Source organism: Streptomyces sp. NBC_00637 (assembly GCF_045161545.1).
Classification (GTDB): domain Bacteria; phylum Actinomycetota; class Actinomycetes; order Streptomycetales; family Streptomycetaceae; genus Streptomyces.
In genome coordinates, this window is sequence record NZ_CP109046.1 from 1,815,560 (window position 1) to 1,831,303 (window position 15,744).

Below are 15,744 nucleotides of genomic sequence, written 5' to 3' on the forward strand. Positions count from 1 at the left end.
TCCGGGCGGAACGGCAACCTTTTTGCCGGCCGGCGGCGACCACCGGCCATGACATCCGCACGACGCACGACGCGCCACCGCCGTATGCGCGCGGCCCGCAAGCCCGTGATCGGCGGCCTCGCGGCGGCCGCGGTGCTCGCCGGTGCCTGGTGGGGCACGGCCGGGGCCGCGACGACCTCCCCGAACCTCACCCCCACCACCACGGCCGTCACGCTCACCGCCAAGTTCCCCTATCTGGCGGCCGGTTACAACAACTCCCGGGAGTGGACGCGGACGACGACCGCGGTGGCCCCGAACGGCACGCTCCGCGTCGCCTGGCCGGCGGCGGACGGCGTCCACGTCACCCCGCTCACCGCCGCCGGCAAGCGCTCGGGCGCCGACACCGTCGTCAAGAGCGCCAAGGAGGTCGGCGGTCTGGTCGCGCACGACAACGGTTTCGCACTGCTCACTCGAGTCGCCGACACGAACAAGTGGAAGGAAACAGCGGCGGCGATCGTCCGCTACACGAGTGGCAAGCGGACCTTCCTCACGAAACTCACCGGAACCGCTTCCCACGACACCGCGCCGCTGCTCGACGGGCAGCTCACCTGGAACGGCACGAAGTACGGCGCCTACTTCGTCGTGCACGGAGCCGGCGGCTTCGCCGACGGGCACTACGGGGACAAGATGGCGTACCCGAGTGCCAAGGGGGCGAAGCTCACCGGGGGCTGGAGCTGGGGTTGCAGCCACAACGAGGGCATCGCCCTGCACGCCGAGACTTCCGGCGCCTTCACCTCCCTGTGCTTCGACGACTGGCGCTCAGGGCTGTTCGTCTCGACCGGGATCGGGGCCCCGGACACCGCCCCCGTGGTGCGGCGCGAGCAGTGCTGGGCCGGATACTGCGGCGGCACCTTCCCCGGCCGCTCCGGTGACCTCGTGAAGTCGTCCGCCGGCCGTTACGCAACCGCTTTCGCCTCCCGCGGCGCCGCCTCGGCCAAGAAGAACCCGGACGACTCCAGCGGCCGCGGCTGGACGGTGAAACCGGCGACGAGCACCCACCAGGTCGCGCTGGCGTTCATGAAGAACCGCAACTCCGGTCCCGGCAAGGCCGTCTATCTCACCAGCGCGGTCGGCACGGAGAACGTCAACGTCCATGTCGCCCCGTACGGCGAGGACCGCCTCCTTGTCTCCTGGGAGTCCCTCGAAGGCGCCAAGTGCGCGAGGGGCACCTGCACGGGCACCTTCACGGGCACCCACTTCCGACTCGTCGACTGGAACGGCAAGGTCCAGAGCCCCGACAAGGTCGTGAGCACGCGCATCACCGGCGACCTCGCGGTCCTCAAGGACGGAACGCTGACCTGGGCGTACGCCCCCGCGACGCCGTCCTACGCCACGGCGCTCACCGGGGCTTCACCGACCACGACGACGTTGCGGATCGCCCGTCTGAAGCCGTGAAGCGAAAGTGACGTTCCGAACCCGTCGGTCGCCGGACGCTCAGGTCGTACGCGACGTGAGCGATGTCGGCATCCACCCTCCGTACCTCCACGGACACCAGTTCGCGGAGGGGCGGAGGATCCGCCTCGGCCGTGAGGCGGGCCAGCGCGACGAAGAGAGTCGCCGGTCCTTCGTCCACGGCACCCGACAGGGGGGACGTGTCCGCGAGTCCGTGCACGGGGACCAGCTCCGCCCGCTCGTCCCCGCCCTCCACCGGTACCCAGCCCGTGATGTCCACTTCGGTTCCCGGCTCCGCGCCGGCCACCAGGTGGGCACGCACCTCCACCGCGCCCTCGGCCACTACCAGGCTGGTGACGTGGGCGCCGGAGCTCAGCACGTATCGGGAGGCCGCCCAGTCCTCCCCCGCCCCGAGCGGGACGATGCCCTCGCGACGCGGGTCGCCGCCGACGCTCACGACGTTGTCCGGTGGCGCGTCGAGCGGCCGGGTGACCGTGGAATACGCGAAGCGTGTGTAGTACGGGTCGTAGCGGACGTCCTCACTGCCGTGGTTGTGCAACCGGACCAGCCCGTCGGAACTGGTCGACTGCACAAGCCAGTTGGGAGCGGCAAGTGGGGTAACCGCGTTCTGCCGTTCGGTCGGTCCCGCCTGCTCCGTAGCCGTCCACACCTCGTGTTCCGGTGGAATCAGCAGGCCGAGGAACCCCTTGCTCGCCCAGTAGGGGGAGGCCGGTCCCGAGTAGCCCTGGAGGACCGACGCGTCAGGGCCGTGCCACCCCAGGGTCAGCACGCCGTGCTCGTCGACCGCGTCCCGTTCCAGGAAGTACTTCAGCGCGCCCGAGGCCAGGCGGCGGGTCTCGCCGGAGGGCAGTGGGGTGTGGCCGGTCAGGGCGCCGAGCCACAGGGGGGCGGTGGTGGCGAAGCGGTAGGTGAGGGAACGGCCCTGGTGCACCGGGGCGCCGTCACCGCCGAACAGGCGTGCGTAGTCGTCGAGATGGGTCCTGAGCCGACCGCCGTAGAGGGCGAGCAGGCCGGGGTCGTCGGCCAGCCAGGCGTGCAGTACCGGGTAGAGGTGCATCGCCCAGCCGTTGTAGTAGTCGAAGGCCCGGCCGGCTCCGTCGCTGTACCAGCCGTCGGCGACGTACCACTGCTCGATGCGGTCCAGCCCGCGGTCGATCGCCTTGCGAGCGGCCTCCGGCTCATGTCCGACAGACTCCAGGAAACCGCCTACCGTCACCGGGAACAACTCCCAGTTGCAGGGCCAGGCCTCGGCGGTCAGCGCGTCGCCGAGCCAGGCCGCGGCACGCTGCCGCACGCCGTCGTCCAAGCGGTCCCAGAGCAGCGGACGGGTCAGGCGCAGGGCGAGGGCGATCGACGCGGCCTCGACGAGGGGCTGACCGCGGTCCTCGATGCGGGGCCAGACGCCGCTGACACCGGCCGCGAGACCGGTTGCGTAACGTTCCAGCGCCCTCTCGTCACGGCGGAAGGCCGCCAGCAGCAACGTGCGGGCGTACCCTTCCAGGCCGTCGGAGAGGCGGCCCGACCAGCTCTCCCGGTCTCCGGGAAAGTGGTAGAGAGCGCGATCCTCGGTGGCGTACGGCTCCACCGCGGCCAGCAGCGCGTCGGCGGCGGCCTCCCAGTGGGCGCGGGTGTAGCCGGTGCGGGGGCTACGGGCGAGGTCGGGCGGGGGCAGGTGCATCTGCTGTTTCTTTCCTTCGCGACCGGTGCGGAGTCCGGGGTGGCCAGGACCTGGGGGCGTCCCGGTTCCGGTCGGGGCGCCCCCAGGCGTTCATCCCACCCGGACGATGCCCTTCGGCACCAGATGCCGGGCGACGAGTTCGTCGCGGACCAGGCCCGCGTAGACCGTTGCTCCGTACACGGAGGTGTGCGTGTTGTCGCGTTTCTCGTTGTAGAGATAGAGCGCCTTGGAGCCCTCGACACCCAGGGACTCCACCAGCGCCTTGGTCTTGGCGGTGAGATCGATCAACGGGACCTCCTGCGCGGCGGCGACCGAGCGGATCACCGCCGGGTGGTCCACGCCAAGTCCGTTGACCAGCAGTGCCGTTCCGTTGTTCAGCGTGCCGTCGGCATTGAACCAGCGTCGCACGATGGGAGTCACCAGGACCGGCTGACCGCCCTTCTCCCTCACTCCCGCCACCAGTGTCTCGAGATTCGCCCGGTACGTCGCCTCGTCGGTCGTCTTGTCGTTGTGCGCGAGTTGGACCAGGACGAGGTCGCCGTGCCGGATCAGCGGCTGCACCGTGGCCCAGAGCTGCGGGTTCCCCAGATAGGTGACCGTACTCTCCCCCGAATCGGCGTAGTTGGCGACCGAGACTCCTCTGCGCAGGTACTGCGGCAACTGCTGACCCCACCCGGTGTACGGGTCCGCCGGCTGGTCGCACACCGTGGAGTCACCGACCAGGAAGACCTGCCGTGCGTGCCGGGCCCGCGAGACCCTGATGTCGGTCAGGGCCGGCGCCGAGCCGCCTATCGCCAGATCGAGACCGGCTGTTCCGACCGCACCCGTCGGCTCTCCTTCAGGGGTGCGCACGTCCACCGTGAAGCTGCGGACGACCCGTCCGCCGGCGGGGGCGACGGTCTCCGGCAGCAGGGCGCGCCGGGTCTCGCCGCTGATGCCGGTACTCGACTCCGCGTCGTCCCCGAGGACGACCTCGACGTCGTACGTGCCGGGCTGGACGTCGAAGTGGCACGTGTTCGCGGTGCAGTTGTCGATGCCGAGGGATGCGTGGCCGCCGTGCGCCTGGGCGGCGGGTACCGCCGTCAGACCGGCGGTCAGGGTCATCGCCGCCAGTACGGCGATGTTGAAACGTCTCACTTGCGGCTCCTCCGTCACGGCAACAGGGGCTGGCGGCTGGACCGTACCGTCTCTGGCAAGCGCTTTCTAGGCCTGAGACGAATTTCGCAAGATTGCCGACCTCCAGCTAGTGAAAGCCCTTTCGCGCAATCGATTCAACTGTCACTCTCTCAGGCACCCGCACCCCCACACCTCCCGAAGGAGGCACCCCCATGTCCGGATCCGAGAGCCACCGGCCGATCCGACGCCGCACCTTCGTCCTCGGCAGCGCGGCCACAGCAGGTTCGGCCGCCCTGGCCGGGCCGCTCGCCGTACCGGCTGCCGCAGCGGCCTTCGGCTACACCGACGACGGCTCGAACTACGTCGTCGACACCGGAGCCAACCTGGTCTTCAAGGTCAGCAAATCCACCGGCGACCTCACCTCGCTGGCCTACCGGGGAACCGAGTACCAGGGCTACGGCGGCATGAACTCGCACATCGAGTCGGGCCTGGGCGGTTCCACCGTCACGATCGCGCAGTCCGGCTCGACGATCCTGATCTCGGTCACGCACGGCACGCTGAAGCACTACTACGCGGCCCGCAGTGGCGAGAACAACGTCTACCTGTGGACCAACAAGGCCGACACGTCCGTTTCGGCAACCCGTTACATCGTGCGCGTCAAGGCGGGCTTGTTCCTGAACGACGAGCCCGACTCCTACACGTACACGACCAGCACCGTCGAGGCCTCCGACGTCTTCGCGAAGTCCGACGGCCAGACCCGGTCCAAGCACTACTCCAAGCTGCGCGTCATCGACTACGCCTACATCGGCTGGACGACCGGCAACGTCGGGCTCTGGATCGTGCGCAGCAACCACGAGAAGGCCTCGGGCGGCCCCTTCTACCGCTCTCTCCTGCGCCACCAGAGCGCCGACGGCGGCGGCCTGTACGAGATCCTGTACTACGGCCAGAACCAGACCGAGGAGCAGCGTTTCGGTCTCCAGGGCCCCTACGTCATCGCCTTCACGGACGGCGGCGCCCCCTCTTCGTCGCTGTTCCCGGGCACCCTGACCACCTCGTGGGCGGACTCGCTCGGCATCTCCGGCTATGTCGCGGCGAGCGGTCGGGGGCGGGTCGCCGGGGTCGGCATCACGGGACGCAACACGGCGTACCCGTACACGGTCGGACTCGCCAACTCGGCCGCACAGTACTGGGGTTCGGCGCGGTCGTCCGACGGCTACTTCTCGATCGCCGGGGTGCTGCCGGGGACCTACACGCTGACCGTCCACAAGAGCGAACTGGCTGTATACAGTACGCAGGTGACCGTATCCGCAGGCGGCACGACCACCCTCAACTCGATCGCGATCCCGTCCTCCAACGACCCGGGCAACGCGGGCGCGATCTGGCGGATCAACGACTGGACCGGCACGCCGAGCGGCTTCAAGAACGCCGACCTGATGACCTACGCGCACCCGTCGGACGTCCGGGCCGCCACCTGGACCGGCAACGTGGTGATCGGCAGTGGCAGCGAGACCTCGGCCTTCCCCTGCTACATCTGGAAGGACGTCAACAGCGGACTGCTCGTGTACTTCAAGCTGACCGCGGCCCAGGCCGCCGCAGCGCACACCCTGCGTATCGGCGTGACGACGGCCTACGCCAACGGCCGGCCGCAAGTGGTCGTGAACGACACCTGGACGTCGGCCATCCCCTCCCCGCCCACCCAGCCGAGCACCCGGTCCCTCACCAACGGGTCCTACCGGGGCAACAACTACACGTTCACCTACAGCGTCCCGGCGAGCGCGTGGCTCACGGACACCGGGCAGTACAACGTGCTGAAGATCAACGTGGTGAGCGGTTCGGGAACGACCTCCTATCTCAGCGCGGGCACGTCGATCGACGCGATCGACCTCCTCGCCTGACGTAGGTCAGGTCCCGCGCGTCCACTGCTGGTTGGTCCCTCCGTTGCACGTGTAGGTGATGAGGGCGGCGGCGTTGGCGGTGGACGCGCCGTTCACGTCCAGACACTCGCCGCTCGCGCGGGACTTGACGGTGACGTAGCTGCCCGAGGTCGTCAGCGACCACTGCTGAGCGGTGACCGTCGCACCGCAGTTCTCCTGACTGACCGTGCTCGCGTTCTCCTGCACGCACAGGGAACTGTTTCTGACGACCAACTGGTAGTAACCGCTTCCGACGGACTTGAACCAGTACTTCTGGTTGTTACCGCCGTTGCAGTCGTACTGCTTGATCTGCGCGCCCGCCCAGAGGGACTGACTCGTGACATCCGCGCACTTTCCGCTGTGCCGGGCGATGAGTGTGTTGTACGTGGCGCTTGTTCCGGTAACCGTCCCAGCCGCTGTGTCGACGGTGACCTCGGGGGTCCAGGACATCGACAGCGAGGTGCTCGTGGGGAAGGTCAGCGGCAACCAGACGTAACGGGAGTCGTTGACCGTTCCGGCGAAGGAGTTGCCCCAACGGTCGCCCAGGTAGAGGTACGAGGTTCCGGAGGTGCCCTGGACGGGCAGCACGTATGCGGTCTGCGAGCCGTACGCCGTGGAGTCACCGACGTTCGTCATGGCCGACCAGGGACCGGCGAGCGAGGTCGCCGTGGCGTACTGCTGCTGGTTGGGGTTCCAGCCGGTCGCGGCGGAGGTGAGCATGAAGTAGACGCCGCCCCGCTTGAACAGTGCCGGCGCCTCGCGGTGGCCGCCGTGCCAGGGGTCGGCGACCAGGCTTGCGATACCGGTGTAGTCGGCGGTGAGCCGGTAGATCTGGAGGTCGTAGTTCTCGCGCGCGGCCGAGATCATGTACCCGGCGCCGTCGGTGTCCACGAAGACCGTGATGTCGCGGGACATGTGCTGGTCGAGCGGGCGGAAGCTGCCCTGCCAGGTGTAGTTGCCGTCGACGGTGTCCGACACGGCGACGGCGGCTCGGGCCTCGCTGTAGTCGGTGCCGTTCTCCTTGTGCATCCACATCACGAACTTGCCGGTGGACGCGTTGTACATGACCTTCGGGCGCTCGATGTTGGCCGTGGCCAACTCGGGGTCGCTCGACTGGGTCAGGACGTGGTTACGGAACTCCCAGTTCCGCAGATCCGTGGAGCGGTAGGCGTCCACGTACCGGAAGGTGTTGTCGGCGTTGCGGTCCTCGCCGAACCAGTAGTAGTAGGAGCCGACTTTGAGAACCCCGCCGCCATGGGCGTGTACGGGGTTGCCCGAACTGTCGGTGAACTGCGTGCCGTTGGCGATCGTCACGGGTGCCGCCTGGACGGGTCCCGCGGTCGCGAGGGCACCGATCAGCACGAGACAGAGGGCGAGCAGGGTCGTGTACGCACGTCTCATCTCACGCACTCTCCTTCACGGTATCGGCGACGGGGTCGCCGAGCTCGGGGGCGCCGTCCGGATGCGGGCCGACGGCCTGTCTCCGGGTGTGGCGGCTGGGGTCGTTCGACGGGTCGCCGTCGAGGCGGAATCCGGTCCGGCTGATCACGAACGCCGGCCGGCGGGTGGAGGCGGCTCGCCCGCCACGGAGAGAGGGGGCAGCCGTGCTGCGGCCCTCGCGGGAGGGATGAGGTCGGTCCTGGGGGTCGGGGTCGGCATGTCGGAAATCGAGCGGATCGGGGTACACGCGGCTACCTCTCGAGAGAGGGTGTTCGGAACTGCGAACGACATGTGGAATGACGAACGCCGAAAAGGTAAGGGTGCGTTACGAGCAGGTCAACGGATCGGACGTGACTTGATGGAAAGCCCTTTCCGGAGGTTTCCGGCGGGAAGGTGGTTTTCTGGGTGCGAACAGCCACCGGCGGCATCCGGGAAAGCAGATTTCTGTTATCGGTGCCGCGCCGACGCGTCTCCGATACGTGCACAGCCCTCTCCACACCTCAGCAGCGGTCCTCGGCGCCCTCGCGACCGTCGCCTCCCTCGTGGCCATCGCTCCCCCGGCCATCGCCGCCGACTCCCGGGACGTCACCGCCGACGTCCTGGCGAACCGGGACGTGACGCTCGCCGGCGACACCGTGGTCACCGTGCCCTCCGGGACGACGACCTACGACGGTGCTTTCCGAGGTCTGGGAACGCTTACCGTGCGCGGCGGCGGAACGCTGGTCCTGAGCAAGGACAGCGATTTCACGTTGCCCGAGGCACGGCGGCGGCAGGTGGTGCGCACGCAGGGCGGAAATCATCCCTACACCACGGTCGCCCACCCCGACCCGCCCGCGATCACGGTGGAGCGGGGGACGACCCTCCAGTACGGCACCGGCGGGAGCACGGGGCTGATCGGCCACTTCCCCTACGACACTCCGGGTTACCGGCTCAATCAGCTCAACGTCCGCGTCGACGGCACCCTCCGGCTCTCGCTGACCCGCACCTTCAACATCGGCACGATCAGCGGCACCGGCCTCGTCACCCAGCCCCGCAGCATGTGGGGCACCCTCGACCTGGCAGGCACCCATCCCTTCTCCGGGGTCATCGACAACGGCACCGGGATGGCGGTCGGCCGCCCGGAATACCCGGTGTCACTGCCCAACGCCCGGGCGATCCTCAACCAGGGGTCCTGGATCATCGACACCCCGCTCCACCAGACGATCACGCTGCGGCAGGACTTCTACCAGCCGGAGTACGGCAGCGACATCAACGTCCACTCGCGACCGGGCAGCAAGGTCGTCCTCACCGGGCAGTACAGCTACAGCGACCAGGGCGGCGACACCCATCCCTCGCTCAGCGACCCGGACATCAACTGGCGTGCCGTCGCCCACCAGTTGAACAAACGCGGCACCAACATCGAAGGCGCCGACGTGCAGTGGGGCGACGGCACCACGCACGAGATCTTCATGCCGGGAACAAAGGACACCGTTTACATCAACCTGCATGAAGCCAGCGGACGGCGGTCCCTGCTGACATTCGACTACAACGGACCGGTCACCCTGGGCGCGCCGATCGGCGGCGGCAAGTACCACGACACCCTGGCCGTGCCCGGCGCCGGCGACGTGGTCATCGCAGGAACCAAGGGCAACGACGTCACCTTCGCGGCCCCCCAGTACTACGACGGTTCTACGACCGTGCGGGAGGGGGCGGTCCTGCGACTGGGGTCGGCGCAGGGGGACGGCTCCCTGCTCACCGGCACCGACCGACGCCGCGTCGTGAACAACGGCACTCTCGTCGTGCGCAACACGAAGACCGCGATCTCCCTCTCCCGGCTCGGCGGCAGCGGCTCGCTCGTCCAGTCCGGAGCGGCGACGACGACTCTCACGGGCACCGCGGTGACATACACCGGAACGACGACGGTCAAGCAGGGAACCCTGGCGCTCAGAAACGGGACGACTCTCGCCAACAGCAGGGCGATCCGGCTGACGTCGGCTGGAGCGCGGCTGGACACCGGCGACTCGGCGTTGCGGGTGACGAGCGCGCTCAGCGGCAAGGGCACGGTGCACGGCGCCGTGACGAACGAGGGCGTGGTCACGGGTGGGCTGACCGTGACCGGCGCCTACACGCAGAATGACAAGGGGCAGCTGGTCCTGGCGGACAAGCCCCTGAAGGTGGGTGGCAAGGTCACCCTGGGCGGCGGACTCGACCTGTCCGAGGCAGGGACGGGCACCGTGACACCCCAAGCCGGTACCGCCCACCGCACGTCCTCGCCGCGGACCGGAAACGGTGCTGGTACCGCTTCCGGCAACGATTCCCCCGCGACCGCCGATGTCCCAGCCCGGGTGATCACCGTCCTGGACCACACCGGCGACACGCCCACGACCGGCACCTTCGACACGCTGCGCGAGGGAGCCGAGGTAAAGCTCGCCGACACCGTTTACCGGATCAGTTACAAGGGTGGTGACGGCAATGACGTCGTCCTCACGGCGACAACCGAGAGCCCGTCGGCGAGCGCGCACGGACAAGCCTCGTCGGGGTCCGTGGCAGCCCGGACGCGCAGTGCGAGCGCGGCCCGCGGCGGCGCGTTCGGCTGGTGGCCGTACGTACTGGCAGCCGGGCTGCTCGGAGGCCTCCTGGTCCCCGCGACCAGGCGCACGCGGGGCGGCGGGCGCCGCCGCGGTGGACGGCACTCGACACACGGGTGATGAGCTGCCACACGTGACCCGGGAGCGATGAAGCAGGGCAAGGGCCCGCTCCCCATCTCGCACCCCTCATCATCTATCTCATATTGTGGTCACCCTGTTCATTGATTGGACACATCCGACCGCGCGCCGTCCCTTCGACTAGCGTCGTGACATGACCAGCGATTTCCCCGCTCCCCCCGCCGAGACCTCCCTCTCCACGGCTCTCGCCTCCGGAGCCGTCGTCCTTGACGGCGGTATGTCCAACCAGCTGGAGTCCGCCGGGCACGATCTGAGCGACGAACTGTGGTCCGCGCGACTACTCGCGGAGCAGCCCGACGCGATCACGGAGGCGCACCTCGCGTACTTCGAGGCGGGCGCGAACGTGGCGATCACCTCCAGCTACCAGGCCACGTTCGAGGGCTTCGCCAAGCGCGGCATCGGCCACGACGAGGCTGCCCGTCTGCTGGCGCTCAGTGTGGAACTGGCCCAGGAGGCCGCTCGGCAGGCCCGGGACAAGGGCCTCGCCCACCCGCTGTGGGTGGCTGCTTCGGTGGGGCCCTACGGAGCGATGCTCGCGGACGGTTCCGAGTACCGGGGCCGGTACGGGCTGAGTGTCGAGGAACTGGAACGTTTCCACCGACCCCGGCTGGAGGTCCTGGCCGCTGCGGCGCCGGACGTATTCGCGCTGGAAACGGTTCCCGACGCCGATGAGGCCGAGGCGCTGCTGCGCGCGGTGCGCGGTCTCGGCGTGCCGGCCTGGCTGTCGTACTCGGTCGCCGGTGGGCGTACGCGCGCCGGGCAGCCGTTGGACGAGGCGTTCGCCCTGGCCGCCGAGTCGGACGAGGTGATCGCGGTCGGGGTCAACTGCTGCGCCCCGGAAGACGTCGAGGCCGCTGTGACGACCGCGGCGCGGGTGACCGGCAAGCCGGTCGTGGTCTACCCCAACAGTGGCGAGGTGTGGGACGCACAGGCCCGCGCCTGGAACGGGCGATCCACCTTCACCGCCGAACAGGTCCTGAAATGGCGGGAGTCGGGGGCGCGTCTGATCGGCGGCTGCTGTCGAGTCGGTCCGGAGGCGGTCGCGTCCATCGCTCGGACACTGACCTCCGCATAGCCCTCCGGCCGCCCGCCCCCCGCTGCTAGCCTCCGCTCGGGAAAGCGGTTGCTGTCGGCTTTTCGCCGAGGGGGAGGGCACGATGACACGGAAGACCGCGGACGCGGTGCGCAGCACGATCCGGGACGTGGCGGCCCATGCGGGGGTGTCCGCGTCGACCGTGTCTCGGGTGCTCGGCGGCGTGTACCCGGTCAGCGCGGAGACCCGCCGACGGGTCATTCGGGCCGTGAGCGAGCTGGACTACGTCGCCGACGCTCGCGCCAAGGCGGTCGCCGGTGCCGGAACTCCGACGCTGGCCTTCGTGCTGGAGGACATCACCGGACCGTCGTTCGCGCAGATGGCGCACGGTGTGGAACGCGAGGCGCACCGGCTCGGTCACCTGTGCCTGGTGTGCAGCACCGAGGGTGACGTGCGGCGCGAGCTGGACTTCGTGGAAACGATGCGGGCCCAGCGGGCCGCCGCCGTCATCCTGGTGGGCGGCGCGGCCGACACACCGGAATATCGCGAGCGCACCCGCCGTATCGCCGACTCGCTCTCCTCCTCCGGATCCCGGCTCGTCCTGTGCGGACGACCACCACTGGGCCCCGGAGCGCCCGTGACGGTCGTCGAGTACGACAACGAGGGCGGTGCGTTCGCCCTGGTTTCGCACGTCCTCGCACAGGGCCACCGCCGGGTGCTCTTCCTCGGCGGCAAGCCGGACCACACGACGGCGCTGGCACGTGAAAGCGGTTACGCAAAGGCCCACGCTGCGCGGGGCATCGACGCGGATCCGACGCTGGTCCTGCACGGCGACTTCTCCCGCGACTCGGGATACCGCCTGCTGCGTCTGGCCTTGGATCAGGGCCTGCACTTCACGGCCGTGGTGGCCGCCACCGACATGGTCGCCATCGGCGCCCTGGCCGCCCTGCACGACGTCGGCCTGGACGTACCGGGCGACGTGTCGGTCGCCGGCTACGACGACATCCCGTTCGCCCGCGACCTGCGTCCGGCCCTGACCACGGTCCATGTCCCCTACCAGGAGCTGGGTCGCCTCGCCGTCCGCACCGTGCTGGGCCGCGCCCCTGACGCGCCCGGCGACCACCTGTTGCTGGGCACGCATGTGGTGGTTCGGGACTCGGTCGCAGGCGCTGGAAAAGGGTCCGTGGCCACGAGGTGACAGCTGGTGGCGCCGGCCTGCCGAGCCACCCCGCCGGGCTCCTGGCACGCACCGCGCCGCACCGCAGCGTGGATCAGATTTCCGACCTCACGCCACAGCCCCTACCGCTCACGCCCACTTGGGCGGGCCGGGCGGTCAGCGTCCTCGCACTCCCCCGGCGCGGCGCAGTCGACGCACCGCGGACCTGAGTTCGGTGCCGCGCAGGGTCTTGACGGGCAGCGGGTCCCGCGCGGGCGGCTCGTCGACGATTCCTCCTGGTGGAGCGGTTGTCGCCGCCGCTGCCCACAGGGCCATCTCGCGGTCGCGCGGACCGTATGCCGTATACGACATACGGTCGACCTCGTACGGAATGCCGTCGTCCTCATGTCGTCCGCTGTCCGCCTCGCCGAAGATCCGCACGGGATGCGCCGGCCCCCAGGCCTCCCAGCCGGGGTCGCCGGTAGCCACGAACCGTGTCCACGCCCCGTGCATCGCGTCGGCGAGTTCCTGCGGCACACCGTCCCCGGCGAGTTTCGCGCTCTCGGTCGTTTCGCCGGTGTCGAAGACGAAACCGAGCTCGAGGGCGTGACATGCGCCGAGGCCGGGCTTCAGCGAGGGCCAGGCGAACTCGTACACATAGGACGACCCGGAGCGCGCCTCGGCCAGTCGTTGCAGGGGGCTGCGCAGCAGACTGTCGGTGACCATCTGACCGACGATCTCGCCGGTGCCGGCCTCGGGATGCAGGGCGCGGTAGCCGCGCGGCACCTCATGGCCGCAGCGACAGCGGGCCATGGCACCGGCGAGGGCGACGGCCCCCAGCCGATCGACACGTTCCATCAGTCCGCCCGGGACCAGCCACAGCCGGTACTCGTCCCGGGTCCAGCCCAGGAGCAGGTCGGTACCCGGGGCGGCATCCCCGTCGACGAGGGCCTGCTGGGGGTCGCGCGGGACGAGGTCGCCGTCGACGACGATGCCGAAGGCGGGGCCGCCCAGAACGGGGCTGCTGAGCCGGCCGGCCTCGGCCTGGGCGCGCAGCAGCAGGTCCCGGTCCACCGCGGCGAAGGCTTCGGCCGTGGCGGGAACCTTCAGCCGGGCCGCCATGCGGCGGACCATGCGCCGGACCTTGTCCCGGTCGGACACCTGCGGCGGTCCGCTCTGGAGGACGGCGCGCCGGAACAGGCCCTGCGCCCGCGGAGCCGCGATCAGGGCTCCGGCGCTGATGGCTCCGGCGGACTGTCCCGCCAGGGTGACCCTGTCGGGGTCGCCGCCGAAGGCCCTGATCGAACGGTGCACCCATTCCAGCGCCGCAAGCTGATCACGCAGACCGGGATTGGCGGGGACGTCCGGGAACAGCCCGTAGCCCTCCACCCCCAGCCGGTAGTTGATCGACACGAAGACGATTCCATCGCGGGCGAAATGCCGTCCGTCGTATACCGGCACTGCTGACGAACCCCTGGTCAGAGCGCCCCCGTGCAACCAGACGAGGACGGGCAGCCGGGCGGCCGGGCCGGGCTCGGGTGTCCAGACGTTGAGGTTGAGGCAGTCGTCGCCCGCCACGACGGGGTCCGACAGGTACTGGGCGAAAGCCTCGGAGTACGGCGGTTTCGGCGGCGTTGCGCCGAAGGCTCCCGCGTCGCGAACCCCGTCCCAGGGCTCGGGCGGCGCGGGGGGCCGAAACCTGCGGGCCCCGAAAGGTGGCGCCGCGTACGGGATCCCGCGGAAGGCGGCGATCCCGTGTTCGTACCTCCCGCGTACGGCCCCGTAGGGGGTCGTGACGACGGGATCGGGGTCGGGCTCCGTCCGGGCCTCGGCCCGTGGGTCCGTCCGGTCTGCTGCCATCTGCTCACCAGCCCTTCGCCGCGCTCGCGCACCGGTATGACCAGAGCACCACAACGGCGCGTGGTATTCCGGTGCACGAGCCTGCGGCTGGGCTATTTGGCGTACATGAGGGTGCCGAAACCGAGCTGGTCGTAGCCGCCGCTGGTGGACCCGTAGTCCCCGCCGCCGCCCTCGGGCGCGACGGCGGAGCACATCTGCGAGACGTACCTGTCGTCCAGGGACAGGCGCCGGTTGTAGTGGTAGTGGAGCATCGCCCACACCGGACGGACCTGCCCACGCGACGAGGCGGAGATGACGGTCTGAGAGTTCTGCGCGCAGTTCTGGCCACTGCCCCAGGTGTAGGCGGTGTAGGGCACGTCCTTGCCGAGGTTGTATTTCGCGACGTACTGGGCGGCTTTCAGGAAACGCTTACTGTCGTAGGAGTAGAGGTCGTCGCCCTGGTTCCAGGCCATCTCGCAGATCGCGCCCATCTGGCCCATGCCCATCACGGTGTGCCCCTGATCCCGTCCTGACTCCTGCCACTGGCCCAGGGCGTAGCCGTTCGCGTCGGTGTAGAGGTACGGCACGGCGTGCGCGAGGGAACCGTTTCCCGCGCCGGATTTGGCGTAGGCGACTGCCTGGTCGTACTTGGCGGAGTCCTCGTTGAGAATGCCGATGGCCAGAATGGAGGCCGTGTTGCAGAGGTCCCAGTTGGCCCAGTAGTTGGTGATGCAGGCGTCGTTGTGGTGGGTCAGGAAACCGTTGTTGAGCGGGTAGAAGACGTTGACCATCATCTGCTGGAAGGCGGAGAGGTCGAAGCCGTCGTACCCTCGCATCAGCTCGGCCGCATTGGCGAACTGCCAGCCGTAGATCCCGGCGGCGAGGAAACGGTCGGCGTTTCCGGTGAGTGTAGTGAGCGTTCTCGCCCAGGCGTTGAGGATGCCCGCTGCGCAGCGCGCGTTGGCTTCCGTGCCGCCGATCCGCCACCGCAGGGCGTTCTGGTAGGCGGTGGCTATGTCGTTGTAGATCAGGCTGTAGTTCTCGCCGGTGCCGCCGCGGATGATCGTCGCTGTCGCCCTGGGCGTCCAGCCGGCCTGGGAGTGGGGGTTGGCGATCAGTTTGTTCCAGCCGGACAACCAGGGATCGCTTGCGGCGGCGACCCTGACCTTCGCGCGATTGATGTCACCGGCGTTGTGCAGCATGCCCGGGTGGGTGAAGGTGGACGGCGCCGCGTCCGGCGTCGTGGCGGCGGCGGTGACGCTCGCGCCCAGGGCGACGGCGGCGGCGAGGCCTCCGGCGGACTTCAGCAGTCCGCGGCGGCTCACTTGGCGGTTGTCGTGAAGGTGGGGGGATGTACGGCTCATGGGGGTGCGGCTCCCATCGTGGCGGATCCGTGGGGGATCCCGGGTTGG

10 protein-coding genes are annotated in these 15,744 nt (G+C 69.4%); 5 read left to right on the forward strand and 5 right to left on the reverse strand.

Features of this window, described 5'->3' with window-relative positions; translation table 11 throughout:
- Positions 1-48: 48 nt before the first annotated feature.
- Positions 49-1,434, forward strand: coding sequence for a hypothetical protein (locus OG440_RS07745; RefSeq protein ID WP_406006089.1), 1,386 nt, complete (start codon positions 49-51; stop codon positions 1,432-1,434).
- Here the strand turns inward: OG440_RS07745 and OG440_RS07750 are convergent.
- Both OG440_RS07750 and OG440_RS07755 read right to left on the reverse strand, forming a co-directional pair.
- Complete coding sequence (locus tag OG440_RS07750) at positions 1,379-3,130, reverse strand: DUF2264 domain-containing protein (protein WP_406006090.1); 1,752 nt, start codon at positions 3,128-3,130, stop codon at positions 1,379-1,381. The genes OG440_RS07745 and OG440_RS07750 overlap by 56 nt on opposite strands.
- 90 nt (positions 3,131-3,220) lie before the next feature.
- Positions 3,221-4,267, reverse strand: a complete 1,047-nt coding sequence (locus OG440_RS07755; protein ID WP_406006091.1) for a rhamnogalacturonan acetylesterase — start codon at positions 4,265-4,267, stop codon at positions 3,221-3,223.
- 191 nt (positions 4,268-4,458) lie between these two features.
- Between OG440_RS07755 and OG440_RS07760 the strand changes: the two genes are divergently transcribed.
- A complete protein-coding gene (locus OG440_RS07760) occupies positions 4,459-6,141 on the forward strand; it encodes a rhamnogalacturonan lyase B N-terminal domain-containing protein (RefSeq protein ID WP_406006092.1) in 1,683 nt (560 codons plus the stop codon).
- A gap of 6 nt (positions 6,142-6,147) precedes the next feature.
- On the opposite strand, the gene OG440_RS07765 is transcribed toward OG440_RS07760, so the two are convergent.
- The gene (locus OG440_RS07765) at positions 6,148-7,560 is read right to left on the reverse strand and encodes an RICIN domain-containing protein (RefSeq protein WP_406006093.1); all 1,413 of its coding nucleotides are present in this window, start codon (positions 7,558-7,560) and stop codon (positions 6,148-6,150) included.
- 518 nt (positions 7,561-8,078) lie between these two features.
- On the opposite strand from OG440_RS07765, the gene OG440_RS07770 reads away from it, so the two are divergent.
- From OG440_RS07770 to OG440_RS07780, 3 genes are all read left to right on the forward strand, one after another.
- On the forward strand, positions 8,079-10,286 hold the full coding sequence (locus OG440_RS07770) for an autotransporter (RefSeq protein ID WP_406006094.1): 2,208 nt from the start codon (positions 8,079-8,081) through the stop codon (positions 10,284-10,286).
- A gap of 151 nt (positions 10,287-10,437) precedes the next feature.
- Positions 10,438-11,379: a homocysteine S-methyltransferase gene (gene mmuM / locus OG440_RS07775; protein WP_406006095.1), complete on the forward strand. Its 942-nt coding sequence runs from the start codon at positions 10,438-10,440 to the stop codon at positions 11,377-11,379.
- An 82-nt stretch (positions 11,380-11,461) separates the two neighbouring features.
- Positions 11,462-12,535, forward strand: a complete 1,074-nt coding sequence (locus tag OG440_RS07780; protein ID WP_406006096.1) for a LacI family DNA-binding transcriptional regulator — start codon at positions 11,462-11,464, stop codon at positions 12,533-12,535.
- A gap of 135 nt (positions 12,536-12,670) precedes the next feature.
- Here OG440_RS07780 and OG440_RS07785 read toward each other — a convergent pair whose 3' ends face one another.
- The gene (locus tag OG440_RS07785; RefSeq protein ID WP_406006097.1) at positions 12,671-14,353 is read right to left on the reverse strand and encodes a carboxylesterase/lipase family protein; all 1,683 of its coding nucleotides are present in this window, start codon (positions 14,351-14,353) and stop codon (positions 12,671-12,673) included.
- A gap of 92 nt (positions 14,354-14,445) precedes the next feature.
- Positions 14,446-15,696: an alginate lyase family protein gene (locus OG440_RS07790; protein WP_406006098.1), complete on the reverse strand. Its 1,251-nt coding sequence runs from the start codon at positions 15,694-15,696 to the stop codon at positions 14,446-14,448.
- Between the last annotated feature and the right edge of the window lie 48 nt (positions 15,697-15,744).